The sequence below is a fragment of the Teredinibacter sp. KSP-S5-2 genome (assembly GCF_032773895.1).
Lineage (GTDB): Bacteria > Pseudomonadota > Gammaproteobacteria > Pseudomonadales > Cellvibrionaceae.
The window spans coordinates 2754251-2779312 of sequence record NZ_CP120416.1 but is presented as its reverse complement, the minus strand read 5'-3'; the positions used below and the strand labels follow the sequence as shown (position 1 = coordinate 2779312).

22 protein-coding genes are annotated in these 25062 nt (G+C 44.2%); 15 read left to right on the top strand and 7 right to left on the bottom strand.

All coding sequences use genetic code 11. The features are described 5' to 3' along the window. Positions 1 to 105: 105 nt before the first annotated feature. Complete coding sequence (locus P5V12_RS12040) at positions 106 to 3204, bottom strand: transporter substrate-binding protein (RefSeq protein WP_316953336.1); 3099 nt, start codon at positions 3202 to 3204, stop codon at positions 106 to 108. A gap of 173 nt (positions 3205 to 3377) precedes the next feature. Here P5V12_RS12040 and P5V12_RS12035 point away from each other — a divergent pair, with 173 nt between their 5' ends. After that, entirely contained in the window at positions 3378 to 5336 is a 1959-nt protein-coding gene (locus P5V12_RS12035) for a flavin monoamine oxidase family protein (protein WP_316953335.1), read from the top strand. A 290-nt stretch (positions 5337 to 5626) separates the two neighbouring features. Here the strand turns inward: P5V12_RS12035 and P5V12_RS12030 are convergent, their stop codons facing one another. Then, positions 5627 to 6025, bottom strand: coding sequence for a thioesterase family protein (locus tag P5V12_RS12030; RefSeq protein WP_316953334.1), 399 nt, complete (start codon positions 6023 to 6025; stop codon positions 5627 to 5629). A 119-nt stretch (positions 6026 to 6144) separates the two neighbouring features. Here P5V12_RS12030 and P5V12_RS12025 point away from each other — a divergent pair, with 119 nt between their 5' ends. Continuing rightward, positions 6145 to 6324 carry a hypothetical protein gene (locus tag P5V12_RS12025; RefSeq protein WP_316953333.1) on the top strand — a complete coding sequence of 60 codons (180 nt, stop codon included), beginning with the start codon at positions 6145 to 6147 and terminating at the stop codon, positions 6322 to 6324. A gap of 188 nt (positions 6325 to 6512) precedes the next feature. Here P5V12_RS12025 and P5V12_RS12020 read toward each other — a convergent pair whose 3' ends face one another. From P5V12_RS12020 to P5V12_RS12010, 3 genes are read right to left on the bottom strand one after another with little or no spacing between them, the layout of a single operon-like run. Beyond that, positions 6513 to 9416: an insulinase family protein gene (locus P5V12_RS12020; protein WP_316953332.1), complete on the bottom strand. Its 2904-nt coding sequence runs from the start codon at positions 9414 to 9416 to the stop codon at positions 6513 to 6515. 52 nt (positions 9417 to 9468) lie between these two features. Further along, a complete protein-coding gene (locus P5V12_RS12015; protein WP_316953331.1) occupies positions 9469 to 10176 on the bottom strand; it encodes a molecular chaperone DnaJ in 708 nt (235 codons plus the stop codon). Continuing rightward, a complete protein-coding gene (locus P5V12_RS12010) occupies positions 10173 to 11663 on the bottom strand; it encodes a Ppx/GppA phosphatase family protein (protein WP_316953330.1) in 1491 nt (496 codons plus the stop codon). The genes P5V12_RS12015 and P5V12_RS12010 overlap by 4 nt, the downstream gene beginning before the upstream one ends. A 140-nt stretch (positions 11664 to 11803) precedes the next feature. Here P5V12_RS12010 and P5V12_RS12005 point away from each other — a divergent pair, with 140 nt between their 5' ends. The 3 genes from P5V12_RS12005 (at position 11804) to rrtA (ending at position 13848) form a co-directional block, all read left to right on the top strand. Then, complete coding sequence (locus tag P5V12_RS12005) at positions 11804 to 12433, top strand: class I SAM-dependent methyltransferase (RefSeq protein ID WP_316953329.1); 630 nt, start codon at positions 11804 to 11806, stop codon at positions 12431 to 12433. A gap of 29 nt (positions 12434 to 12462) precedes the next feature. Beyond that, positions 12463 to 13092, top strand: a complete 630-nt coding sequence (gene msrA / locus P5V12_RS12000; RefSeq protein WP_316953328.1) for a peptide-methionine (S)-S-oxide reductase MsrA — start codon at positions 12463 to 12465, stop codon at positions 13090 to 13092. Between the two features lie 147 nt (positions 13093 to 13239). Further along, positions 13240 to 13848 (top strand): rhombosortase, encoded by a 609-nt coding sequence (gene rrtA / locus P5V12_RS11995; RefSeq protein WP_316953327.1) that lies wholly within the window; start codon positions 13240 to 13242, stop codon positions 13846 to 13848. Here rrtA and P5V12_RS11990 read toward each other — a convergent pair. Then, the gene (locus P5V12_RS11990) at positions 13819 to 14103 is read right to left on the bottom strand and encodes an EscU/YscU/HrcU family type III secretion system export apparatus switch protein (RefSeq protein WP_410483289.1); all 285 of its coding nucleotides are present in this window, start codon (positions 14101 to 14103) and stop codon (positions 13819 to 13821) included. The two genes, rrtA and P5V12_RS11990, sit on opposite strands and share 30 nt — an antisense overlap. After that, positions 14100 to 15773: a flagellar hook-length control protein FliK gene (locus tag P5V12_RS11985; RefSeq protein ID WP_316953326.1), complete on the bottom strand. Its 1674-nt coding sequence runs from the start codon at positions 15771 to 15773 to the stop codon at positions 14100 to 14102. The genes P5V12_RS11990 and P5V12_RS11985 overlap by 4 nt, the downstream gene beginning before the upstream one ends. A 144-nt stretch (positions 15774 to 15917) precedes the next feature. Here P5V12_RS11985 and ccmA point away from each other — a divergent pair, with 144 nt between their 5' ends. The 10 genes from ccmA (at position 15918) to P5V12_RS11935 (ending at position 24774) form a co-directional block, all read left to right on the top strand. Continuing rightward, positions 15918 to 16574 (top strand): cytochrome c biogenesis heme-transporting ATPase CcmA, encoded by a 657-nt coding sequence (gene ccmA / locus P5V12_RS11980; RefSeq protein ID WP_316953325.1) that lies wholly within the window; start codon positions 15918 to 15920, stop codon positions 16572 to 16574. Beyond that, entirely contained in the window at positions 16564 to 17265 is a 702-nt protein-coding gene (gene ccmB / locus P5V12_RS11975) for a heme exporter protein CcmB (RefSeq protein WP_316953324.1), read from the top strand. Before ccmA ends, ccmB begins: the two co-directional genes overlap by 11 nt. Positions 17266 to 17306: 41 nt before the next feature. Next, on the top strand, positions 17307 to 18047 hold the full coding sequence (locus P5V12_RS11970; RefSeq protein WP_316953323.1) for a heme ABC transporter permease: 741 nt from the start codon (positions 17307 to 17309) through the stop codon (positions 18045 to 18047). 2 nt (positions 18048 to 18049) lie between these two features. Continuing rightward, positions 18050 to 18268: a heme exporter protein CcmD gene (gene ccmD, locus P5V12_RS11965; protein ID WP_316953322.1), complete on the top strand. Its 219-nt coding sequence runs from the start codon at positions 18050 to 18052 to the stop codon at positions 18266 to 18268. A gap of 18 nt (positions 18269 to 18286) precedes the next feature. Further along, positions 18287 to 18769 (top strand): cytochrome c maturation protein CcmE, encoded by a 483-nt coding sequence (ccmE, locus tag P5V12_RS11960; RefSeq protein ID WP_316953321.1) that lies wholly within the window; start codon positions 18287 to 18289, stop codon positions 18767 to 18769. Further along, positions 18759 to 20849, top strand: a complete 2091-nt coding sequence (locus tag P5V12_RS11955) for a heme lyase CcmF/NrfE family subunit (RefSeq protein WP_316953320.1) — start codon at positions 18759 to 18761, stop codon at positions 20847 to 20849. The genes ccmE and P5V12_RS11955 overlap by 11 nt, the downstream gene beginning before the upstream one ends. Continuing rightward, on the top strand, positions 20846 to 21361 hold the full coding sequence (locus P5V12_RS11950; protein WP_316953319.1) for a DsbE family thiol:disulfide interchange protein: 516 nt from the start codon (positions 20846 to 20848) through the stop codon (positions 21359 to 21361). Before P5V12_RS11955 ends, P5V12_RS11950 begins: the two co-directional genes overlap by 4 nt. Positions 21362 to 21376: 15 nt before the next feature. Next, positions 21377 to 22402 (top strand): agmatine deiminase family protein, encoded by a 1026-nt coding sequence (locus P5V12_RS11945; protein ID WP_316953318.1) that lies wholly within the window; start codon positions 21377 to 21379, stop codon positions 22400 to 22402. 112 nt (positions 22403 to 22514) lie between these two features. Then, positions 22515 to 23426 carry a carbon-nitrogen hydrolase gene (locus P5V12_RS11940; RefSeq protein ID WP_316953317.1) on the top strand — a complete coding sequence of 304 codons (912 nt, stop codon included), beginning with the start codon at positions 22515 to 22517 and terminating at the stop codon, positions 23424 to 23426. Positions 23427 to 23523: 97 nt separating this feature from the next. Then, positions 23524 to 24774, top strand: coding sequence for a polyhydroxyalkanoate depolymerase (locus P5V12_RS11935; protein WP_316953316.1), 1251 nt, complete (start codon positions 23524 to 23526; stop codon positions 24772 to 24774). Positions 24775 to 25062 lie beyond the last annotated feature (288 nt).

The window sequence follows — 25062 nt, the reverse complement described above, 5'->3', positions numbered from 1 at the left end:
TTGATTTTATAGAATACGCTGAAACGCCTGATATGTTGCTAATTAACACAGGTAATTTATGCGCATTATCTATTACAATTGGGATAGCTGAGTTTCTCCGTATATTTATGCTTGCGGTTGTAACGAGTTTTCCCATTTTTCCCCAAGTATTTTTCTTTCTTCTTCGATAAACACTTCCCAGTCGATATTGTGCTCTCTCAGAGGGAAAGGGCTGGGAGGGATAGGGCTATCCGATTCCCATTCAATATGATATTCGCCATCTTCTCCGACCCTTGCTAATCTCACCTTGCGCCATACATGATTGTTATTTTCATCGAAGTAGGCAATGCCTCCGGGGGCTATCAAGGAAATACCTTTCATGGATTGAATAATTTCGGATGGTGTAAATGATCCTGACTTTTGCACGGCTTTTGCCCAAAGATGAACACCGGTATAAGCCGATTCCATATACCCACCTATGCGAGCATTTTTACCAAATGCATGTTTATATTTTCGTACAAAGTCTTCGTTTATAGGGGAATCAATATTTTGAAAGTAACTAAATAAGGTATAGACACCGACGACATGATCGGTTGGGATCTCACATAAATCATTCTCCGATAATACCAATGACAGTACCGTCAGATCTTTCGGTGAGATATTTTCTTTATGTAACTCTTTAAAGAAGGCTTTATTGGCTTCAAGGCCTACCAGAGTAATAATCACCGTGTCAGCATTACTGTGTTTAATTTGTTTGACCACCGGTGTGAAGTTCGTTTCTCCTAAAGGAACATAGGCTTGATGCACTTCACTTGTATCGTGTTCCTTGAGTCGGGCATCAATCAACTTATTGGTTACTCTCGGATAAATGTAATCTGAGCCGACCAAAAAGAACTTGCGGTGATTGTTCTGCAGTAACCAGTCGACAGCGGGTAAGGCTTGTTGGTTTGGGGCAGGGCCAACATAGGCAATGTTTTCCGATGTTTCTATGCCTTCGTATTGAAATGGGTAAACCAGAAGTTGTTTTGCCTGTTCAATAATAGGCTTGACTCGTTTGCGCGATGATGAGGTTGAGCAGCCAAAAAAACTGACAATGTGTTCGTCATCAATCAATTTTTTAACTGCATCTTCGAAGCCTTGGGCATTGGAACCGCTATCCTCAATGATAGGCAGAATGGGTCTGCCTAATAAACCGCCATGATTGTTGATTTCACTAATAGCCAGTAGTGTTGCTCTTAATACACCTTCTTCTAACTCTTTTAAAAAGCCGCTGAGAGAGTGCAGTATGCCAACTTTTACCGGTGACAGTTGGCCCGATTTTTTATTTGCATAAGTTAATTCTTTTGACGAAGAAAGTGTGAGTTTTTCCAGTGTTGCCTGATAGTCAGGTACAATCGCTTCACTGCAGTCTTCGTGCTTGCTGTTTTCTATTGCGTCAGCTATCTGTTTTAATCTGTTGCCTAATTCTTCCGATAGAATTGCTGCGTATTGACCTTGGGTCTTTTTAATTTTCTCATCTGCTTCGGTTTCTCTACCTGCGGAGAGTAGGGCAGAAGCTAAAGCGATTTCAGATTCGGCTTTATCTTGATTTGTCTGCGCAATTTGATGCGCCTGTTGAAAAAGAGTGATTGATTTTTCAGCTAAATCCAAACGTTGAAGAATAAACCCCTTAGTGATGAGAAGTTGGTACTGTTCCTGGGGGGATTTATTCAGGCTTATGGCTTGATCAATTAAATTGAGTGCATCGGAATAGTTGCATGTTTTTAGGAAGTTTTGTGCCGCGTTTGCCAGAGCTTCCGATGCGTTTGTGTGACGCACTTTGGATAGATGGAATGCGTAATTGACAGGGTTTCTGTCTTTGAACCACTGAGCTAATCGTTCATGCCAAAACGATTTCAGTTGTGTGTCTATTGAATCATACACCCCTTGGCGAATCAGTGCGTGACTGAATCGAAAGTCGTTATTTTCAATGGGGTAGATAAAGTAACTGTTAATGAGATTTTCAGTATTAAATTCTTTTCTATTTAACGTGTAGGCCAGTTCATCAAAAGAGAAACTGTCGCCGATAACGGAGGCCGCGCATACGGCTTCTTGATCTGCGGGGGATAAACCCTTTAAGCGGGTAATCGTTAATTCTGTAATAGAAGATGGGGTGGCACCCAACCTTTGGGGGTAATTAAATAGAAGTTGTTTCAGAAACAGTGGATTACCTTCTGCCAGATTAATACATTGTTGAATGTATTTTTCGTCTTCTATCGGGTGTGCTTTGGTTAGGCTTTCAGCATCCCTTGGTGTAAGCGGAATGATATCCATCGTAAAAAATGGTGTGTTAATGATGCTGCTGCGCCATATGGAATCCAATGGATCGTTTTCCATACGTGAGGACAACAAAAGAAGCGCACGATGTTTATTCAGATTTGCGCATAAATATCGGAGGGTGAGTAGAAGTTTGCTGGATGCCCAATGAATATCTTCTACTACAAGAACAACAGTTTTATTGGTGTCATCTATCAGTTTTAGTAATATCTTGTTTTCATTTTCCGAAATGGAGAAATAAGACATTTTGGAGCAGCATTTCTTAATGTGCGAAGGCACGGGAATATTTATCAGGCTGAATATGTGGAAGATTTCACCTTGATTAAACCCTTTATTTTTTAGGGTTTTTTCCAGTTCATTAATGTCGCGCTCAGTATCCAGTGGCAAAGTTACGTCTAATAGTGATGTTAATATGTGTGCAAGCGTTTCTGTCCAGTTACTATTTTTATTTGAGCTTAAACAGATTGTGACGGGATGAAACTGTTCGCAGGGTAGTTTTGCCAAAAAAGTGTTAATCAGGTGTGTTTTTCCAATACCTGCAACACCACGGATATACACGACACTACCAGACTCGGCGCTCTCGACGGTATTGGCTACCTGTTCTAGTTGTTTTAATTCGAAACTTCTACCAACAATGTTGGCATTTAATTCATCGTTCGGCATAGATTGAGTCGTTTTATCTTCCGTGTTAACAATAATGTCTTCTAATGTTGTATTGTAATACGACGCCAGACACTTCGCAGTTCTATATAGAATAGGACGACCTAGCTCAGCTCGCTTAATTGTTGCCAAAGATATTTGTTGTCCTGCAGCGAAACAGCGATTGGCTAATGCCTCTTGACTCAATCCACTCTTTTTTCTCAGGCTTTTTAATTTTTTTGCATCTAATTGAAGTTTACCATCATTCATGCTTTTACCTGATGACACGAAAACGCGTAATTCCCTACACATGGTAGACCAATTGATACTGAGATGACACTAAATATCAGTTCGTCGTAGTCAACAATTTAGTTTGCTAATTGTTTAGAAGTTTTAAGCGCCGAATATCTATCTAGTACAAAAATCTACTACGAGGAAAGGACGTGAGTATTCATAAATCAACGATTATAAAAAAACAGCTTTTAGAACTGGCAAAACAGAACACATCGGATAACCCTTGGGTTTGTTCCTTCCCCAATGTCGCTGACTTTAATTTTAATTATTACACGTTACTTAATAATGCTAAGGATACTGGTATCGCTATGAATACCAATCCTGGGTACAGGGTGGCGGTCATTGGTTTGGGCGTGGCGGGCTTAACTGCTGCGCGAGAATTATTTCGCTCGGGCTACACCAATCTCGATATGTATGAAGCAACGGATCGCATATCCGGTCGAACTTACTCCATTCCTGCTAAAGACCAGTACACCACGTTTGAATTAGGCGCAATGCGAATGCCATTTTTTACCGAGGTGGGAGATGGGCAATGTATTCTTGACTATTTAACACAGGAATTTGGTTTAACTGTGCAGGATTTTCCAGACCCCGGATCGTCTGTGGCGAATACCGGAATTTACATGAACAATGGTTTGGGGCCAGATGACAATCAGCCTTTCCCGGAACCAGAGTTAATGATTTGGGAGACCAAAGGGCAGGACCCCGTGCCGCCGCCGCCCAATGAATTATTGCAAGATGTATATGCGAAATGGGAAAAGTTTGCGGATATGTTTACCACGCAAGCAGCTCAAGTATATGGCACAGACCAATGGGATGCTTTTTGGAAGCAGTTTGTTACCTATTATTGGAACCTGAATTTTCGTGAGCTGGTTGTATTGGATGCGGTTGATCAATACGACCCAAATAAACCGGCATATTTTGGTGGCTTGGGGATGTCTGAATCAGAGGCGAGACTGTTTTACACCATTGGTGCTGGTGATGGCAGTTGGGGAGCCTTTTATCAAATTGGGGCTTTATATCCAGTAAGAACATTGCTCTTTGGCTTTGCAAGTAATCACAAGCTGATACAAGGACGTTTTGATGGTAAGGGTGAGCATAACCCCGGACCGTACAGCGGACAGAGTGTTTACGACAGTTTTGGTCGGGCTTTTGAGTCGCCAAAATATTTGGGCGTCCAGTCCTATGGAGAATGTTTGATGTTTAATGCGGTTTCATCGCATGACAAAGACGTCAATGGATGTTCGCTTTACGACTCGGTGAAATCGGATAAATTTGATACCAATCTCTATATGTACACCTCGGTAAACCGATTATCAAAAAACTCTGACGGTACAATTACATTAGGTACAGAACAATTTAGCAAAACCTATGATGCGGTGATTCTGACCGTGCCAACCTGGGCGATGCAACTAAGTATTAACTTCGAAAACTTTGACTACGCCATGTTGCCACCGGAAGTGCAGTATGGGCTTAAGTCTTCCCATTGGATTACCAGTTGTAAAGTGTTCTGTTCGTTAAAGGAGAGATACTGGGAAACTACCGATATTCCACAGCTCATTAGTACAGATACGTATTTGCAAGGAGTATATGGTTACGGCGTGGACATTAAAGATGAGCAGGGAAATATTGTTAAACAAGACCCCGGCGTACTTTTATTGAGCTACACTTGGGAAGACGACGCAAATAAATTTCTACCGGATTTGGATGATGATCAACTGGTAGATAAGTGCATTGCCAAATTGGATTCCATTTTGGAGAACTGCACTAATATTGGTCAGGGAATTTCACAGTACGTGAACAGGGATGAACCTGCTGTTATTCATTGGTCTCAACAGCCTACGTATAGAGGGTGTGCCAAATTATATCGGCAGAGCACATGGAGTGAGAATTTTGCATTGCTATCCTATAATCAAGATTATAGCCATGCGTCAAATTTATATTTTGCCGGCGAAGCATTTTCGTTGGAAGGTGGTTGGACGGAACCTGCACTGCGATATTCAATTGATGCCGTATTGAACCTGGTAAAAAACAGCGGCGGAAAATTTCTCAATGGATTTGATATGGAAACCATGTATCCCACGCATGAGAATTGGATCCCAGGGTAGATAACGGATTTCGACGGGTATATCTGCCTAATGGATTCTAGGTTAGTAAGGGAAAAGCCAGGAGGTAAAGGAAAATAATTAGGGAAAGAAAGATCAGGGAGAGAGGCGTACTAGGGATAGATTTGTCAGGCTTGCCTGGTAGATCTCTATTGCCGCCACAATCTATTCCAGGATTGTGGCGGCTAGTGAGACCAAGCAGTTTATTGTTTCTGCCATTCCTGTTGTTTTACTTTCTGAATAAGTTTTTTATTTTATTCGTATGTAGCAGTTCTTTAGTAATTGTTGCGCGTTTAGTATTGAGTAACAATTTTCTCCAACAAGTCCCGTGTTTCTTTGGGGATCTCAATCGTTTCCTGTGTTTTGTAATCGTAGAAAGCCGCAACGGTTGTTCCTTCTGCAACCAAGTCGCCGTTTTGCCAGGCTTGATGAGAGAAGGTCATTGACTTGCCTCCTAATTTGCTTACTATCGCTTTAACAGTAACGGCGGCGCCCATAAATATTTGTTGTTTGAACGACACTTCGTAATGCGCCAGAATCAGCGGCCACTTACGTACGCTTAAACTTGGGTGAATACGTGTAAAAATTGGGCCACGGCTGTGTTCAAACCAAACGGGTAAAACGGTATTGCTGACATGTCCGAGGGCATCAAGCTCGGAAAAACGAGGTTCAATTTTCGTTTCAAAGATCATTTTTTATTCGTTTTTGTGATGGTTAATCTGGTCGAACAGTGTTGCTGGATATAAGGCGTTAGTCAACCGTTTAACGTGTGTATTCAAAATAATTATTTTATTTGGAGGAAGGTGATTTCGTGAAAGTGGTATTTGGTATTTTAGCTATCCTTTTTTTGGCGCTTATTATCATAGTGCCCCTAGTGGAAAAATATGGAAAATCCTACTCTCAAGAAGAAGTGAGTAAAATTTCTCGCTGGGTTTTACCATTGGTTGGGTTACTGCTTGTTATTCAACTATTGGCGTTTATCTTTAAATAGCGTTCTTTAAATAGAAAAATGATAAACAAGAGGGGATTTTATTATTTGGAAGTAGTACGAAAGTATTGTGTGAATCAAGCCAGTTAATGCTTAGAAATTCTGATGTTTTGTTGCGCGCATCAAGTCTTCCAAACATTTACTGGCGATAACAGTTATATTCGATTTATATAATATTGTTTTTTAACCCACTAAATTTCCATAATATCCAGTTGAAGTTTTTCCGCTATGCCCCGTGAACTGGTGTCACAGATGATTGCACAGTTTGCTTTTTCCGGTTGCAGATATTGGCCTGCTACGCGAGCGAGATCCGAATAGGTAACCGCCAGAACTCTTTCTCTAAATTGTTGACGTTTTTCTATCGTTCGTCCATGTAGCGATGCATAGAAACAACGCTTAACACGTCCCGCTGGTGATTCGGATTTGTCTAGTGAACTGATTGTTCCCAGAATGGCTTCCTCGATACGTTGCCAAGGTTGTTCTTCCGCTAATAGCCATTCTACTGCCCGATCAAAATCGGTTAAGGTGTCTTCAAGTCTTGGATCGCGATAGGAGTAAAAACGGAATGCGCCGTTGCTGCTGTCCTGGCTGGCACCGCCGCCATAAGCCCCGCCTTGTTCGCGAATAGTCTTATGTAAAAACCCATTGCGTAATACGCCACCGAGTACGGTTAGTGCGGCGGCGTCAGGGTGTTCGATTGGTACCGTTTGGTAAGCTTTGGCGCAAAAATTTACGCCGCTGTTTATTAACCAGGCCTGACGAATTTTTTGCTCATGTTTTTGCAGTTCAAAAACCGAAGAGGTTCCGGCGGCTTTTTGCGGTTGAGTTTCCTCTATGACGTTGCAGAACTCGTCGATATATTGTTGTTCGGCAATGAGTAAAGATTGATGTTCGTTGGTGGTAATCGCTTGGTGAATTGCGGCCAACTGATCAGCCAACTCTATACGAGCATTGTTCTCCTTGAGTTGAGTATCCAACGCTTTGATCTTACTTATTCCACCCAAGCCACTGGTCATATGTGTCAGGTTTGCAGCGGCACAAATACCGGAGGTAGCGGCAATCATGGCCAGAGAGTGTCCATTACCCGGGATGCTTTGTTCTTTTCGCGCTTTAACCTGAGCCACCAGCTCGGCTATTCTGCTGTGTTCGTCAAATCGCAGGCTGTTTATTGTGTCGCTTAACAGCTCCGTGAGTGCTTTCTGATTACGATTGAGCGCTCGCCCGGAATAGATAAAGTAACCACTGGTGGTATGAGGGTTATCCGGCGTCGTGCGTATAGAGCTGAAGCCGGAAATACCGCCGGTAACGCTAGCTTGTTTTCGTTGCACGTCCAGATAATTCAGTTCGCCCACACCCAGTTCACTCACGCACTGGCTATACAGTGGCAGTATCTCCAGCTGTTGCTGGTTGAAATCAGGCAATGCATAAATATTTTGTTGGTATACCAAACCGTTGGTGCCGGTTGGATAGCAGGTAACGGATTGGCGTTTTTCACCTGTAACATCGACTTCTTCTTTTGGCACGTCAGACAAGGTTACTTTCGGTAAAATGGACTCGTCGTCCTTTTTATTTTGTCGTTCTTCCAGAGCTTTACTTTGTTCGATAATGTGTTGGACATCACTGTCGGTTAACGCTTGACGAATTTTATCCAGTCGGGCTTTCTCTGCAGCCTCTTTACGTGACGACATGTCTTTATCGGGAGAAAGCATTAATCGCACACGGTGAGGGTTGTCAATTAAATACTGCTGCGCCAGTTTCTGAATAAAATCCGGGTCCTGGATATCTTGTCGCAGTTGTTTCAGTGCCGCTTCAAGATTGAGCTGTTGTACCGGGTCACCGTAGTGTGTGGCGGCGGTAAGTGCGGTGAGAATTAATTGTAAACCGTAGGGGTAACTGTCACCGCCAATTTCCCGTTGGTGTAATTCCAGTTGGTGCAAGGCGGATTCAATATCTTCCTGGGCAATGCCTTCTTCAATAACCTGACTTAAGGTTTCAATTATCAGTTTTTCAACATCGTCCACAGCATCTTGGGCACAACCTTCCAAACCACACATGAATGACAACTCTTTTTGAGAATCGTCCAAACCGCAGAGAGGCGAGGGAGCCTGGCCCAGTTCTGTGGATTCCAGCGCGTGCATTAGTGGTGTTGCACTGTTGTCTAGCAGAACGCTGGAGAGTAGACGAAGACGCATAGTTTCGGTCAGGTCTGTAGTGTGTCCGAGCAGCCAGGCAACGACGACATGGGTTTTATTCTCCAGATTGTCTTCATTGCACGGGTAGCCTTCTTGAACCGAGATCGGGGAGTAATACCGTTTTTCGTCGGTGACTACGATTTTTTTATCCAACTTTTTAAAGTGCTGTAAAACCTGGCTTTCGAATTTCTCTTGATGAGTCTTTGCTGCAATATCTCCGTAGGTCATAAATATTGCATTACTTGGGTGGTAGTGGGTTTTATAAAACTCCACCAATTCTTCGTAACTTAAATCGGGGATGCAGTCTGGCTCGCCACCGCTATTAAAGTGGTATGTGCTGGTTGGGAATAGGTAACGGCTTAATGTGTGCCAAAGTTGTGAGGGCACAGAACTCATCGCACCTTTCATTTCATTGAATACCACACCTTTAAAAACCAGAGGTGAACTGGGATCATCCGCTTTTTCAAATTCGAGACGATGTCCTTCTTGAGCAAAGTCGAGTGGATCAAGTCGGGAGAAAAATACAGCGTCCAGATAAACGTCGAGTAAATTGTTAAAGTCTTTTTTATTTAGTGAGGCAAACGGGTATGCAGTCCAGTCTGAACTGGTGAAGGCATTCATAAATGTGTTAATAGAACGCCGGGTCATCATAAAAAACGGGTCGCGTACCGGGTACTTTTTACTGCCACACAAGGCTGTGTGTTCAAGAATGTGGGCAACACCGGTTGAATCTTCGGGTACGGTACGCAAGGCCACTAAAAAAACATTTTCTTCGTTGTCCGTTTGCAAATGAATGTGTTGAGCGCCAGTTGCAATGTGTTCGAATTCCTGAACAACAACGTTTAATGATGCTATGGATTCTTCTTTCACTAATTTAAACGTGGGGTGACTGGCCGTAGACATTTAAACCTCAATAATAAAAATGTGTCTGTTGTGGGGTGGGTAACTGGCTGAGTTATTTTTCTAAGTGTTTCAGCAAAACATCTTTTGCCTGATTGACTCGTGAAGCCAAATAGTCGTTACCGCCTCGATCTGGATGTAGTTTTTGAATGAGTTTACGATGTGAGTGTATTACATCTTGCCGGGAATATCCTTTATTTAACCCTAAAACCTGTTCGGCTTCTTGTATGGAAGGCGCGCGTACGTTGGAATAATCCTCTCTGCTGTGCTGCTGAGTACTGCCTGCCCGTTGTTGGAGCACACGGATTAAATAGTGAGATCGAAGGTCTTTGTCTCGATAAAACTCGACGAGTTCATTAAGCTGGTCTGGGGTTAGCTCGGAAAAACATTTCCCCGAATGTGGGCCGGAAAGAATGCTTCCGGATATTTCTCCGGTTTCAATATTGATTTGGGCTTCCAGGTGTGGCGTTGAAAATTTTGGGTTGCCAAAGGTGCCGGTGCGGCGTAAGAAGCCGAGCATAGGCAGTAGGCGTCCTAAGTTGGATAGGCCAAACTTGGCTATACCGAACAGTGCGGCTACCGCTGCTCCGAGCCAATGGAGCCTTCCTGTGAGCACCGCTGCAATCAAAAGAATCAGTATTGCCCAGAATACATATTTGAACAGCAGGGCTTTGCGTTTTTTTGGTGGAAGTTTTTTAAGCTGGGCATAGCCATAGAAGAGTGTGGTGAGAATTAATCCGGCAAGAATGATACGAATGATCATTGAACACCTTTAACTTGTAATTCCAGACCAATATTTTTCAGGCTGCTGATTTCCTGTTCCAGCCCGGATTGCGTTAATGGGTGAGCATCGAGCCAGTCCTGGTTAAATGTCAGTACAATTTTTTTGTCTTTGATACTCAACGAGGGAAGCTCTTCGATATCTTCCCTGTGTCGATGTAATTTTACGGACAGGCGGAGGCACAGAAGAAGTGGAACAAATGCTGCCACAGCATGTTTATCCAGTTCGTCAAAACGGATAAGTGACAGCTTTTTCCTGTGTGAGCGAACCAGGTTTGCAAGAATATACTGTTCATAACGACCAAAGCCCGCCAGGTCACTGTGTCTGAGTATGTAGTAACCGTGATGGTGGAACCCGGTATGGGAAATACTCAGGCCTATCTCGTGAAGTTCTGCTGCCCAGCGTAAAATTTTGGTCCTTGATACGCCGGGCAGATCGGGAGCGTCCAATTGTTGCCACAACGATAGTGCGGTTTTACTGACCCGTTGTGCCTGGTCATCATCAATTTCATAGCGTTGTTTAAGTTGGGCAATAGTTGCTACACGGGAGTCATGATCACTGAACCGGCCAATGGTGTCATACACCAAACCTTCTTTCAGCGTTGCATTTGCAACGTGTATTGTCGACAGCTTGAGTTCGTCGAATATCGCTTGTAATACAGCGAGACCACCGGGCAGTACATCTTGTCTGAGTTTGGTAATGGCATCGTTGTTGACGCCGCCGTCCTTGATGACTTGTTGAATGACGGCTTCCAGTGATTCTTTGGTGATCACTGCGCCGCCATCACGCTCGGCAACCAGTTCAGCAATAGCTCGCATGGTTCCAGAGGTTCCGTAGGCGATGTCCCAACCTTTTCTCAGGTAGTTTTTACGTATTGCTTCCAGTTCATTGCAGGCGGCCAGGTATGCGCGTTTCATACTGGCTGCGGTGAGCGTATCGTCACGGAGTCGGAAGCTTTCGCTGTAGGTAACACAACCCAGAGGGAGGCTTTCCAGCATGATTGCGTCATAGGATTTGCCAATAACGAACTCGGTGCTACCACCGCCGATATCGATAACTAAGCGCTGATGGTCATCATTGGTTACAGTATTTGACAGCCCGGTGTACACCAGACGCGCTTCCTCGTAACCGGAAATAATTTGAACTGATGTGCCTAAGGCTTCTTCCGCTCTACGCAGGAATTTTTTTGCGTTCTTGGCGGCTCTCAGGGCTTTGGTTCCCACTGCTCGAACCTGTGCGTTGGGGATGGTGCGAATGCGTTCAGAGAAGCGGGTCAGGCACTCCAAAGCTCGTTGCTCTGCGTCTGCATCCAGAGTGCCATTTGCCTGCATGCCGCGGGCAATTTGCACCATTTCCTTTTCCCGGTCGATAATGTCGATCTTGTCTCCATTTAAACGGACAACCAGCATATGAAAACTGTTTGATCCTAAATCAATTGCGGCAAAATAAGGGGAATCGAAATCTGGCATGGACGGTGCTGCGCTATGTTGGCCCGAAGGCAAAGTCATTTATTAATAAAGATAGATTATCCTGGCATTATGCCAAGCAATGTTGTCATTGCAAGTTGCATTACATGTCTGAGTTATTTTTAATCAATGGGGGTTGATGAATGTCGGATATACCGATGAACAAGTATGAACGCAGTGCATTTGGTTTGCGTATATTGCAAAACGGTCACACGGATATTCGTCGTTTACGTCGCCAAACTGACTCGCCGAAAATTCATGGGAACAAAGTGTGGAAATCGAGTTTTCTATTGATGGATTATTTGAACGAATTTCCTCCGGAAGCTGGCTGCAAAATATTGGAAGTGGGGTGTGGTTGGGGGTTGTCCGGGATTTATTGCGCCAAGCAATTTCAGGCGCAGGTAACTGCATTGGACGCGGATAGTTCTGTGTTTCCCTTTTTGCAGCATCACGCAGAGATCAACGGCGTAGAAGTAGAAACCTGGAAGTGCCGTTATGAGAAGGTTCGCAAACAGGATTTGGCTGAGTTTGATATGGTGATTGGTGCGGACATTTGCTTTTGGGATTCCATGGTCAACCCGTTGTATAACCTGGTGCGTCGGGCGTATCAGGTTGGCCATGTGCGGGTGGTTTTGACCGACCCAGGACGGCCGACGTTTCGCGAAATGGCGGAAAGGAGTGTTGATAACCTGGAAGCGGTGTACGAAAATTGGGCGGTGCCGGCACCTTACAATGCCTCTGGTATTGTATTGGATATACCGGTAGAAGCGTAAATACAAAGAACAGGTCTGGAGACATAAGAATGTACAGAAAAAAAACGGTTATGCCTTTGCCTGATCAGTCATTACCTGGTCGAGCGGACCCGATTAACACCGCAAGTCATCATTTTGTGCATCAGCATTCTATCCATCCTCCTTTTCCTGAAGGCATGCAGCAGGTGGTGTTTGGGTTGGGTTGTTTCTGGGGCGCGGAACGAAAATTCTGGCAACTGGACGGTGTATATGTGACCGCGGTGGGGTACGCCGCAGGCTATACGCCAAACCCCACCTATGAGGAAGTCTGCTCCGGTTTTACCGGTCACAATGAAGTGGTCTTGGTGGTGTATGACCCCGAAAAGGTAAGCTTTGCTGATGTGTTAAAAGTGTTTTGGCAGTCTCATGACCCGACACAGGGTATGCGACAGGGCAATGATGTTGGTACTCAATATCGATCAGGGATTTATTATTCGACAGAAGAACAAAAAGCAGCCGCTGAAGCCTCGCTTAAACTGTATCAGTCTGTTTTAGTGGAGCAGGAGTTTGATTCAATCACCACCGAAATTTTGCCGATAGGTGAATTTTATTATGCTGAGGAATACCACCAACAATATCTGGCAAAAAATCCAAACGGTTACTGTGGTTTAGGTGGTACAGGAGTGATATACCCTGAATAACTTTAGCCTAGCCAGGATAGCGTTATGGGCAAAGGCATTATTGCATCTATTGTGTTAAGGGTTTAGTTGTGTTGCTAATGTTTATTTTATTATGGGGTGTGCTGTCTTTGCACCAGTATCATTAGTTGGAATTGCTCAGGTCTGTGTGTGCTAAAGGTTTGGTTAAAACATTTTTTTCAGCAAAATAAGTACTACGGTTTGGTTGTGGTACTTATTGTGGTTGTGTCTACCATTGAATGGTTTTCTCACAATTTATTAAATTATCAGCGACAGGCAATTGCTGATGGCGAAGTATGGCGTTTGTTGAGTGGGCATTTTGCGCACCTTAATACTATGCATTTTTTGCTTAATATGTCTGTGTTTTTGTTTTTTCCTTTTGTGTTTTCTGTTTCATCCAAAATTTGGTTTTATACCTCATTGTTATTTTCTTTGCTGGTTGGTATGTGTTTGTATTTATTCTCGCCAGGGGTATCCAGTTATGTTGGTTTTTCTGGAACTTTGCATGGCCTGCTTGTGATCGGCTTATTTCACGAATTTGGTCAGGTAAAAGGGCGATTGAAATGGGTATATGTTTTTGTGTTGCTTTTTGTCATCGGAAAAGTGGTGCGAGAGCAGCTACCGGGTTTTGATGCAATGCATCTATCCAATGTGATTGATGGAGCTGTCATCGTTGATGCGCATATGTATGGCTTGATTGTAGGGTTGGTTTATTGTTGTGTGGAAAAGCTAATAGGTTTTTCCAAGGTCAAGTTGTAGTTTATAGGCAAAGGCAATGATGTGGGCGACTGCAGTGTAAAGCGAATGGGGGATGCTATCGCCTAACTCCAGTTGCGCCAGAAGTTCAACCAGCGCCGCGTTATCACACAAGGGAACATCATTTTCCTGGGCGACTTTTATTATTTCTTCTGCTGTTAACCCTTCGCCCTTAGCGGATACTACCGGAGCCTCTTTCCCGTCATAAAAGAGTGCAACAGCTTTGCTGAGTTTGTCTGGTGTTAAATTCATACTCATGTGGTGATATCTACCAAGTTGTGTGTGATTTCGTAGTTTGGTTTCTTAGGTGGTATGCCATCCAATACTTGAATGTCTTCTACCTGAATGCCGCTGTCGACCAGCTTTTGTTTGAGTTCATCCAGACGTTTTCTGGCCGCGGTTTTGGTATCGTCTTTTTCTGCCCACATTTTGGTTTTTACTTTTTCATCCAATGTGGTGACCTCGCACGAAAACCAGCCAATATCATCAAGGTCAAACTCCATAAACAAGTTCCATTGTCGCCGTCTTTTATTTGAATTTTTTTTGTCTTTTTTATCTTCTTCTACTTTTTCATCTTTTGTCGGTGTTTCGTATATTGCCAGCGATAGCGGAATTATGGCCTCGCCAAATCTTAACGGTAATTCAATCTGTCCACCGATTGGGGCTTGACCTTCGCTGAAGGAGGATATGATTTTCTGTATTTGTTGCGTTGTGATTTTGGCGATGCCCGCCTGGCTTAATTGGGTGAGTGCGCGGAGTACAAGGTCTTTTTTACCTTCAACTGATGATTTGGTGTTGGGTTTGCCAAATAGTAGTAACAGGTTGTTCAGAACTTTGTCGATGGCATCGTTGCTGGTTGTTAAAGTGGGTCTGCTTCCGATGTTATGTTGGCTGGTTTGTAATGCTTCTTCTGTCACTTGAGTCAAACGAAGTAGTTGGGCTTTTAAATCCTGGTCGAGATTTTTGTTTTGTTGCTCTGTTGAAGCTCGAGTAATTGGGCGATTTAATGCTTCAGGTGATGGCTGATTGGATGGCAGCAGAGCCCGGCTTGTTCTTTGCGCGATGTGGGTGCTGAGCCCTCGTTCAAGAAAGGAGCCACTGGTATTTAGTGCCTGCTTTACGTTTTCTGTGGCCATTTCCTGTTTGGCATTTACCAGGCTGGCCAATATTTTTTCGACTTGTACGGCAACTTTAGGCGGAATAATGTTGCTTTTGCCTAGGTTTGTTAGTTGTGGTGCGGTTTTTATTAGGGTGCTGACTAAATGGCTTAACGGTTGTTGCTTTGGCATATAGCTTTTCAGTGCACCTTGTAACTCATTCATGCCGGCTGAGTTTATTTTTAACGTGGATGGTGGGGGAGCATTCGGATTGCTTTGTTGCGTTACTGAGTTGGCTGCGGCTTTTCCCTGCGTGGTGTTCAATAGTGGGTGTCCGGTTGTTTTCGGTTGTTGTACCGCTGGCCTATTAGTATCCAATAATTGAAGTTGGCCAGACTCTGTAACCTGTAGTTTTACTTTATGCTGGGTGGGTAACGGCGTTGGTGAGATAGTCAGTATTTGTTTACGGCCGACAAGCAATTGAATGGCGTATAGGCTTTGTTTGGTTGTGATTAACGTCTGCAGATCCTTTGGCGCACCCGGTTCTGCTGTGGTGTTTCCTGTCGAATTAGTTGGTAATAAGGATGTTGAGCTTGTTGTGGTTGTAGAGGCCGCTGTTTTTGTGGGTTGTTTCAGTAAATTGCCCAAATTATTGGTTGCCGCTTTGGCAATTAAGTTGAGCAGTGTTTGTTGCTCTTCCGCAGAGAGTTTTTGTACCTGGCTAACTATGGCGTGTATCTGGGTTCCGGCTTTTGCTGATAGCGCTGGATCGTTCGCTACAGTGCTGGTTAGGGTTTGCAATGCATTTTTAATTGAAGGGGTTAAATCCATACACTTAGCTTAGTTAATTCAGTGTTACTTTTCAGTTTGGCACGAGGTTTCATGGATTATCGGCTTTTTATGAGAAAACCTTATTCCCCTCGGGTATAATGCCGGCCTTTATTGCCAGTGGTGTATAACTTTTTTGGATCCGATATGGAGTTAACCCTATCTAATTTACGCTTTGAGCGGGATGATTTGCCGTTGTTTTCAGGCATGAATGCTCAGTTTAAGGCGGGCAGCGTTGTCCAAATTGCCGGACCAAACGGTGTTGGCAAAACGACCTTGCTGAAAATTATCGCGGGCCTGTTAACACCTACAGATGGTGAGGTTTTGTGGTGTGGTGTGCCAGCATCAGGTTATGAATTTCGTTCGTCGATGTTATATCTGGGGCACCATCCAGGAATCAAAGTGTCTCTTACTCCAATGGAAAATCTGAGCTGGTATTTCGGCATTAACGGTGTGGTGAAAAGTGATGATCCGTCATTATTTCCCCGAGCATTGGAAACCGTAGGGCTGCGAGGCTACGAGGATATTCCCTGTCAGCAGATGTCTGCCGGCCAACAGCGTCGTGCAGCACTGGCCAGACTGTATTGCACTGCTGTGCCAGTTTGGATATTGGATGAGCCTTTCACTGCAATTGATGTGCAAGGCGTCAAGAATCTGGAAGAATTAATTGGCCATCATACGCAAGAGGGTGGCATTGTGCTTATGACTTCCCACCAACCAATATCAATCGATGGTCTCAGTATCTTGAATGTCGCAGATTTTCTGGCAGGTGATGAAGTAGGGGAGGAAGTTTATGTCGGATAAGCACTTCCAGACCATGCCGGGAATTGGGCAGGTCTTGGCTCGAAGTTTTCGGCGTGAAGTACTGATTGCTTTTCGCAATCGCGGAGATATTGCCAACCCGCTGATTTTCCTGTTGACGGTAACCATGTTTATTCCTTTGGGAGTAAGCCCTGAATCCAATGTGTTATCCGGTATTGCGCCAGGAATGATTTGGGTCGTGGCTTTGTTAGCGACCCTGCTATCCTTGGATAAGCTATTCGAGGGGGATTATGACGATGGCTCTCTTGAGCAGATGATGGTTTCCGGTCAGCCATTATATTGGTTAGTGTTGGTGAAGGTTTTAGTGCATTGGCTAATGACCGGGTTACCCTTGACTTTGCTTGCCCCGATACTTGGTATCATGATGGCCTTGCCAGATGAGGCTTACTTTGCTTTATTGGGCTCGCTTTTATTGGGGACGGGCTCTTTAAGTTTAATTGGGGGAATTGGGGCCGCTTTGACGGTGGCGTTGCGTCGAGGTGGGCTGCTATTATCGCTCATCGTTATGCCTCTGTATGTGCCGGTTTTGATTTTTGGTTCTGGCGCTGTCCGCAACGCGGTGGACGGTTTTCCTTTTTTGGGACAAATAGCCGTACTGGGCATATTTTTTTGCGTATCTTTAATGCTGGCTCCCCTGGCTGCGGCCGGGGCTCTTCGTGTAAGTAGCCAATAAATGTGCCGGTATCAATCGATTTTTGGGGATAATAATTAGACATGTCGTGGCAATGGTTTCATCGTTTGGGGTCGCCCAGATGGTTTTACGAAAAAACAGGTGCCTGGTTACCTTGGCTGTCAGTCGCTTCCATCTTATTGCTTGCTTTGGGCAGTATCTGGGCATTGGGTTACGCGCCGGCAGATGCTAAACAAGGCAACAGTTACCGTATTATTTTTATTCATGTTCCCGGTTCTTTTCTTGCCTTGGCGGGCTACTATGTTATGGCCATTAATGGCGCTATAGGTTTGATATGGCGAATGAAGTTGCCGTATATGATGATGCGCTGTGCGGCCCAGATCGGAGCGGTATTAACCTTTATTTGTCTATTTACCGGCTCGTTATGGGGTAAGCCCACTTGGGGTGCATGGTGGGTCTGGGATGCGCGTGTTACCTCTATGTTGGTATTGTTTTTTCTGTACTTGGGGATTGTCGCTTTACAACAAGCATACGACAACCAGGAAGCCGCAGACAAAACCTGCGCCATTCTCGCTTTGGTCGGTATGGTCAACATTCCTATTATTTATAAATCTGTTGACTGGTGGTACACCTTACACCAGCCAGCAACCCTGAAACTGACGGGAGGATCGACAATTGATCCAAGCATGGCTTACCCGTTAATTTGGATGATAATTGCATTCTATGTGACTTATGCTTGGTTGCTTATTTTACATACCAACGCTGAAATTTTACGTCGTGAACGAAAAACACGCTGGGTTCAGGATTTGGTGGTAGGAAAATAATTATGATCGATGTGATAACCAATCTGGTTTTTCAGTTTCACTCTTTATCCGATTTACTGACCATGAAGGGGCATGGTTTTTATGTGTGGGTCAGTTACCTGGCAACTTTCCTGGGGCTTGGTTATCTGGCTATCCAACCTAAAATAAAAACAAAAACATTTTTTAAACAACAACGGGCAATTCAAGCTAGATTAGCGACGACATCCACCCCTGAAAATTAAAAAGGTTTTATTTTCCCTATGCACCCGGTAAGAAAACAACGACTTTGGATTGTGATTTTTATTATTTTGGGCAGTAGCTTGGCTATTGGCTTAACTGTTTTCGCGTTAAGAGAAAACATCAATTTATTTTACCCCCCTTCAAAACTGGTTAACGGTGAAGCGCCTCACGGTAAAACCATTCGGGCAGGGGGTTGTGTTGTACCCGGAACTGTAGAACGCTCCAAGGAAAACCTGGATGTCGCGTTTAAAGTTACCGATGGCGCTGAAGAGATTGTGGTCTACTACTCAGGCTTGTTGCCGGATTTATTCGCTGAAGGTGAGGCTGTGGTGTTGACTGGCAAGTTGGAAGACTCTGGCGTATTTACCGCGAGTAAAGTGTTGGCCAAACACGACGAGAATTATACCCCGTCAGAAGTCAGTGACACCGTGCAGGTAGATGAATCTTATAAGCAAGGCGAGCAGCATATGACGGTGTGTAAGGGGATACAATATGATACCTGAGTTTGGTCAACTGGCTCTGATACTCGCATTATTGCTGGCCTTTTGCTTAACCATTATTCCTTTGGCCGGAACATATAATGGCAAGTTGGTTTGGATGTCATCCTCGCGCCCCTTGGCGTTGGGGTTATTTGTCTTTGTTGCCATTGCTTTCGGCTTTTTGGCTTGGTCTTTTTACGTTGATGATTTTTCTGTTGTCTATGTGGCGAATAATTCCAACTCCCTGTTGCCCCCTGAATATAAGCTCAGCGCGGTTTGGGGTGGTCATGAAGGCTCGCTGTTATTGTGGGTACTTATTTTAGCCGGTTGGACACTCGCTGTTAGCGTATTTAGTCGTGATTTACCTTTAGATGTTCTCGCCCGAGTGTTATCCGTAATGGGCTTTGTGGCGGTCGGTTTTCTTTTATTTTTGATCTTCACTTCGAACCCGTTCGAACGTTTTCTACCAAATATCCCTCAGGACGGTGGTGACTTAAATCCGTTGTTGCAAGACCCCGGACTCATTATTCATCCTCCAATGTTGTATATGGGCTATGTGGGTTTTTCTGTTGTGTTCGCTTTTGCCATAGCTGCGTTACTTTCCGGTCGTTTGGACAGTGCATGGGCGCGTTGGTCCAGACCGTGGACGAACCTTGCGTGGGCATTTTTAACTATTGGTATCGCACTTGGAAGTTGGTGGGCCTACTATGAATTAGGCTGGGGAGGCTGGTGGTTCTGGGATCCGGTTGAAAATGCATCTTTTATGCCTTGGTTGGTGGGAACAGCATTAATTCACTCACTGATTATGACGGAAAAGCGCGGTGTATTTAAAAACTGGACTCTGTTACTTGCAATATTTACATTTTCGTTGAGTTTGCTGGGCACGTTCCTGGTTCGTTCGGGGGTATTAACCTCTGTCCATGCATTTGCCGCAGACCCAACTCGAGGTGTGTTTATTCTAGCTTTCCTTGCTGTTGTGGTGGGTGGATCCTTAACTCTTTTTGCTCTTCGCGCTCCGGTATTAAAAAGCACTTCCGGTTTTGGTCTGTTGTCTCGCGAGGCTTTCTTGTTGGTTAACAGTATTTTGTTCGTCGTTATCTGTGCTTTTGTTTTACTTGGAACAATTTACCCGTTAATTACAGAGGCCTTGAATATCGGGAAAATATCTGTTGGCGAGCCTTATTTTAATTTCTTTTTCGTTAAGTTGATGATTCCGGTCGCGTTGTGTATTGGTTTAGGTTGCATGCTGAACTGGCGTAAAACGCGATTTGAAAAAATTCAAAAGTGGCAGCTTTATCCTCTGCTTATCAGTATATGGTTAGGCTCGTTTATTCCTGGCACGATTGAAGGCGATTATTCCATTGCAGCCGCTATCACTATTGCGTTGGGCAGCTGGGTTGTGTTTGCTTCCATTTCTGATGTGTGGCGAAAGTGTCAAAATACAGAAAGTATTTCTTACGGTTTAAGACGCTTGCCTCGCAGTTACTATGGGATGATTATTGCCCACATCGGTTTTGGTATCAGTTTGTTGGGCGTGAGTCTAAACACGATCTACAGCGATCAGCGAGATGTTCGCTTAACCATTGGCCAGCCCTTGGTTGCCGCTGGTTACCAATATGAGCTTGCGGACGTGACTCATCAGCGTGGTCCTAACTACGTTGCTGATAGAGGCACGATGATAGTAAGCAAAAACAATAAAGTGATTGTTGAGTTGCACCCGGAGAAAAGACGTTATTTCTCCGGTGGCAATATGATGACAGAGGCTGCGATTGATGCCGGCCTGTTTCGTGATATTTATGTATCGTTAGGTGAGAAATTAGATAACAACGACTGGGCGGTGCGTATCCACTATAAACCTGTAGTTCGCTGGATATGGTTGGGTGCAATTTTTATGGCGTTGGGTGGTGCCATCGCTGTATTTGATAAGCGTTATAAGCTCAGCCGTAAAAAACAAACTCAATCGAATGATGAATCTGTAGATTCTGATTCTGCACCCGCCCAGGAAGATCTTAATCAAGAGGACGAGCAGGGGGATGAGGTTACTCAACCACCAAACGATGATGAGATATCTAATGAGCAGGGGCTGGGTGAGGAAGTAAAATGAATCGGTTAAAACTGTTCATTCCATTAATCGTTTTTGCTGTTCTTGCGGTTTTTCTCGGGGTTGGGCTAAAAAATGATCCTTCGGAATTGCCTTCAGCATTGATTGGCAAACCCTTACCCGAATTTTCCTTGCCAAACTTGCTGAACAAAAGTCAGATGGTAAGTGACAAGGATTTTCATGGGAAACCATATTTGTTAAATGTATGGGCAACCTGGTGTCCCAGTTGCCGGTCTGAACACCCGTTTTTACTTGAGCTAAAAAAGCGGGGCATCACTATTGTTGGTGTTGACTACAAGGACGAGGATGCTGCAGCGAAGGAATGGTTAAATGCATTGGGCGATCCTTACGCTGTTAATATTGTCGACGCAGATGGCAAATTCGGTTTAGATTTAGGGGTTTATGGTGCGCCTGAAACCTATGTTGTTGATTCTAAGGGCATTGTGCAATATCGCCATGTCGGTGTTGTTGATGAGCAAGTCTGGCAGCAAATACTTGCGCCTCTTATGCAGTAGCCTGTAAGGGGATATATGGCGAACGTTTTATTGCCAGAGTGGAATAGTTGTAAATCTATTTTACTTGCCTGGCCTTTTCCAGGTAGTGACTGGAGTGACAGTGAAAGCAAAATGCAGGCTGTTGACGCCTGCTATTGGCAAATGCTGACTCAGTTTACTCAGTATTGTGCGGCCAGTAATCCAGAGTTTGTGGTGACAGTGTTATTACATCCCAATATGGATCAATCTGCTTGGCTGAATAACTTAACTGCCTTGGGTATTCCTGACACCAGTGTAAACGTTATTTCCCACCTTTATTACAACGACACCTGGATTCGTGACTACGGCCCGCTATCCTGTTCTTCCGGTTACAAGAGTTTTGTCTTTAACGGGTGGGGAGGAAAGTACTCAGCAGAATGTGATAATAATGTTGCTGGTGAGCTATGTCGCCATATGGGTGTAGGTATTGAATTGAACGAATTTGTTCTCGAAGGTGGCGCGCTTGAAATAAATTCGCGGCGTCAGCTACTTGCGAATAAAGAGTGTGTAATTAATGACAACCGCAACTCAGGTTATAGTTGCGCTCAGGTTGAACACATTCTTCAATCAGAGCTGGGTGTTGAAGAAATATTATGGATTGAAGATATTCAATTGACCGGGGATGATACTGACGGTCACATTGATACTGTTGCACGGTTTGTCGATGATGAGACTATTGTTTACAGTGGTTTTAATGCTCAACACTCTGATGTCGCTGTGTTGCGATCGTTAGAAGAACAAGTCACACGAATTGCAGAAGAGCAAAACTTTAAAACGTGTTCTCTTCCTACCCCTCAAATACATAGCCAGGAAGATGGTCGACCATTACCGGCGACCTACGCCAACTTTTTAATCACTAACGGGTTTCTATTTTTGCCGGTATACGGTGTTGAAGAAGACTCGTTGGCAATCGATATACTCAATAAATGTTGCGGCGATAAATATACCATTGTTCCAATTCGCTGCGAGGCCTTGCTCGAGCAGCATGGAAGTTTGCATTGCGCAACTATGCAAATGGCCTGAGTGTTTTTTCAGTAAACAACTGTGCAGCCGCTCGGTTTGCATGTTGTATTCGATAAATTGTTCATAATAATTTAACACTTGTAAAAAACTGGTTTAATTTTTGGTGATGACTATGTCCGATAAAATTGTTGCTGCAATTGTTCAGCACGCTGTCAGTGATAATGATAAGCAGAAGAACCGTGATCAATTGGCTTTCCATGTCCGTGATGCTGTTGCTCAAGGTGCCCAGCTTGTGGTTCTGCCAGAATTGCATGATACGCAATATTTTTGTCAGGTTGAGGACACAGATTTATTTGATCTCGCTGAACCGCTTGACGGAGAAACTTACCAGTTCTATGAGACCTTGGCGTCCGAGTTGGATGTGGTTTTGGTTATCTCGGGGTTTGAAAAACGAGCACCGGGTTTGTACCACAATACCGCACAGGTGATTGATGGATGCCGGGGGCGGGCTGGTACATTTCGTAAAATGCATATCCCGGATGACCCAGGATTCTATGAAAAGTTCTACTTTACCCCTGGTGATTCGGATGCCGAGCTAAACGGTTTTAGACCTGTTCAGACCAAGCTGGGCAGACTCGGTGTAATGGTGTGCTGGGATCAATGGTATCCCGAAGCTGCTCGCTTAATGACGTTGGCCGGCGCCGATTTGCTTATCTATCCCACTGCAATTGGTTGGGACCCCAATGATGATGCCGATGAGCAGCAGCGTCAGCAAGAGGCTTGGGTTACGGTGCAAAGAGCTCATGCCATTGCAAACGGTATTCCGGTTATTGTGGCGAATCGCACCGGTTATGAGGCGTCTCCAGTTGATGAAAATGAGGGCATTGAATTTTGGGGCAGTAGCTTCATCGCTGGCCCACAAGGTGAATTTCTCGAGACAGTTTCTTCAGAAGAAGTCGGAGCCTTTTGTACCGTGGTCGACATGAAACGTTCTGAAGATGTGCGGAGAATCTGGCCTTATCTTCGTGATCGACGTGTCGATGCCTATTCCAACCTGACCAAACGGTGGCTCGATCAGGATTAGTAGATGTTGCTATGCAGCATAATTCTGCTATGCTCTAACTAGGCCTCTTTTCACCGATCTACTGTGTTCTAGTTCGGTCCTTTATGGGAGGGCAGTTATGCTGTATCACATTTACGAACTGAACCACGCGTTTATTTCTCCCCTGCGGGAAATGGTCGGGCTGAACAAAAGGCTCATACAGTCCCAGTACAATCCTTTCCCGAATACATGGGCCAGCAAAAACATGCTGGCCGCCTGCGATCTTTTTGAATCTGTCACCCGGCGTTATGGTAAACCCGATTGGCGGATATCCGAAACTGAGATAAAAGGGCAAGCTGTTCCTGTAGAAATCAAAAGAATCTGGCAAAAAAGTTTCTGTAACTTATTGCACTTTAAGCGGGATGTTGAGGTTCTTGACTCTGTTGACCCAAAAGCCGCCAATGATCCAAAGGTACTTTTGGTGGCTCCAATGTCCGGTCACCACGCGACGTTACTTCGGCAAACGGTAGAGGCGTTTCTGCCTGATCATGATGTATATGTTACTGATTGGATTGATGCCCGGGAAATTTCGGTAAGAGTCGGCAGGTTTGATCTTAACGATTACATCGATTACCTCATCGATATGCTTGAGTTTCTTGGGGGTGGGGTAAATGTTGTGGGAATTTGCCAGCCTGGCCCACCGATATTGGCGGCAGTATCGATTTTATCTGCTCACCCTTGTGATTTTCTTCCTGCTTCGATGATTTTTATGGGATCGCCGATTGATACCCGTCTCTCACCGACTATACCCAATGAGGTGGCCAAAGAGCGCAGCTATGAGTGGTTTAAAAATAATATGATTTACACCGTGCCCTGGCCTAACAGGGGCGTTGGGAGAAGAGTTTATCCCGGTTTCTTACAGCTTGGGGGGTTTATCACGATGAACCAGGATAAGCACATTGATGCTCATAGCAATTATTTTGATCACCTGGTTGAAGGGGATTGTGACAGTGTCCAGAAGCATAGAGAATTTTATGATGAATACCTTGCGGTGCTTGATCTTACCGAAGAATTTTACCTGCAGACGATTCACGATATTTTTCAAGAACACCTTCTGCCTCGCAACGCATTCTATCATCGAGATGAATTGGTGCGGCCGGAAAATGTGACTCAGGTAAGGCTAATGACTGTTGAAGGTGAAAGGGACGATATCTCCGGTGTTGGACAAACCCAGGCGGCACATGATTTGTGTTCGGGTATTCCATCTGATTGGCGCGTGGATTATGTTCAACCCAATGTTGGTCACTACGGTGTCTTTAGTGGTAAGCGTTTTCGAACTGAAATCCAGCCTGAAATACGTAAATTTATACGTGGTATTTCTCAAAAGTGAATAAAAACGGATTTATTTCGGTTGGATAAATCTCGTCGAACTTCAAATTATTAATGTTTCAGTAATTACTGAAAGTATATATTTTTCTATTGTTTATCATTCTGAATAAATACGATTCATTCATCAATCCGACTCAATCAAGCATTTTTCCAGATCTAAGTATTCTTTATTTTGTTTCAGAAATAACTGAATGATTTTAAGTTTTTTGCTTTGCTTGACAACTTGCCCATCATTGACTTTCCTTAAGCATTAATTTGGTCAGTTTTCCTGATATTTAAATATTTTATT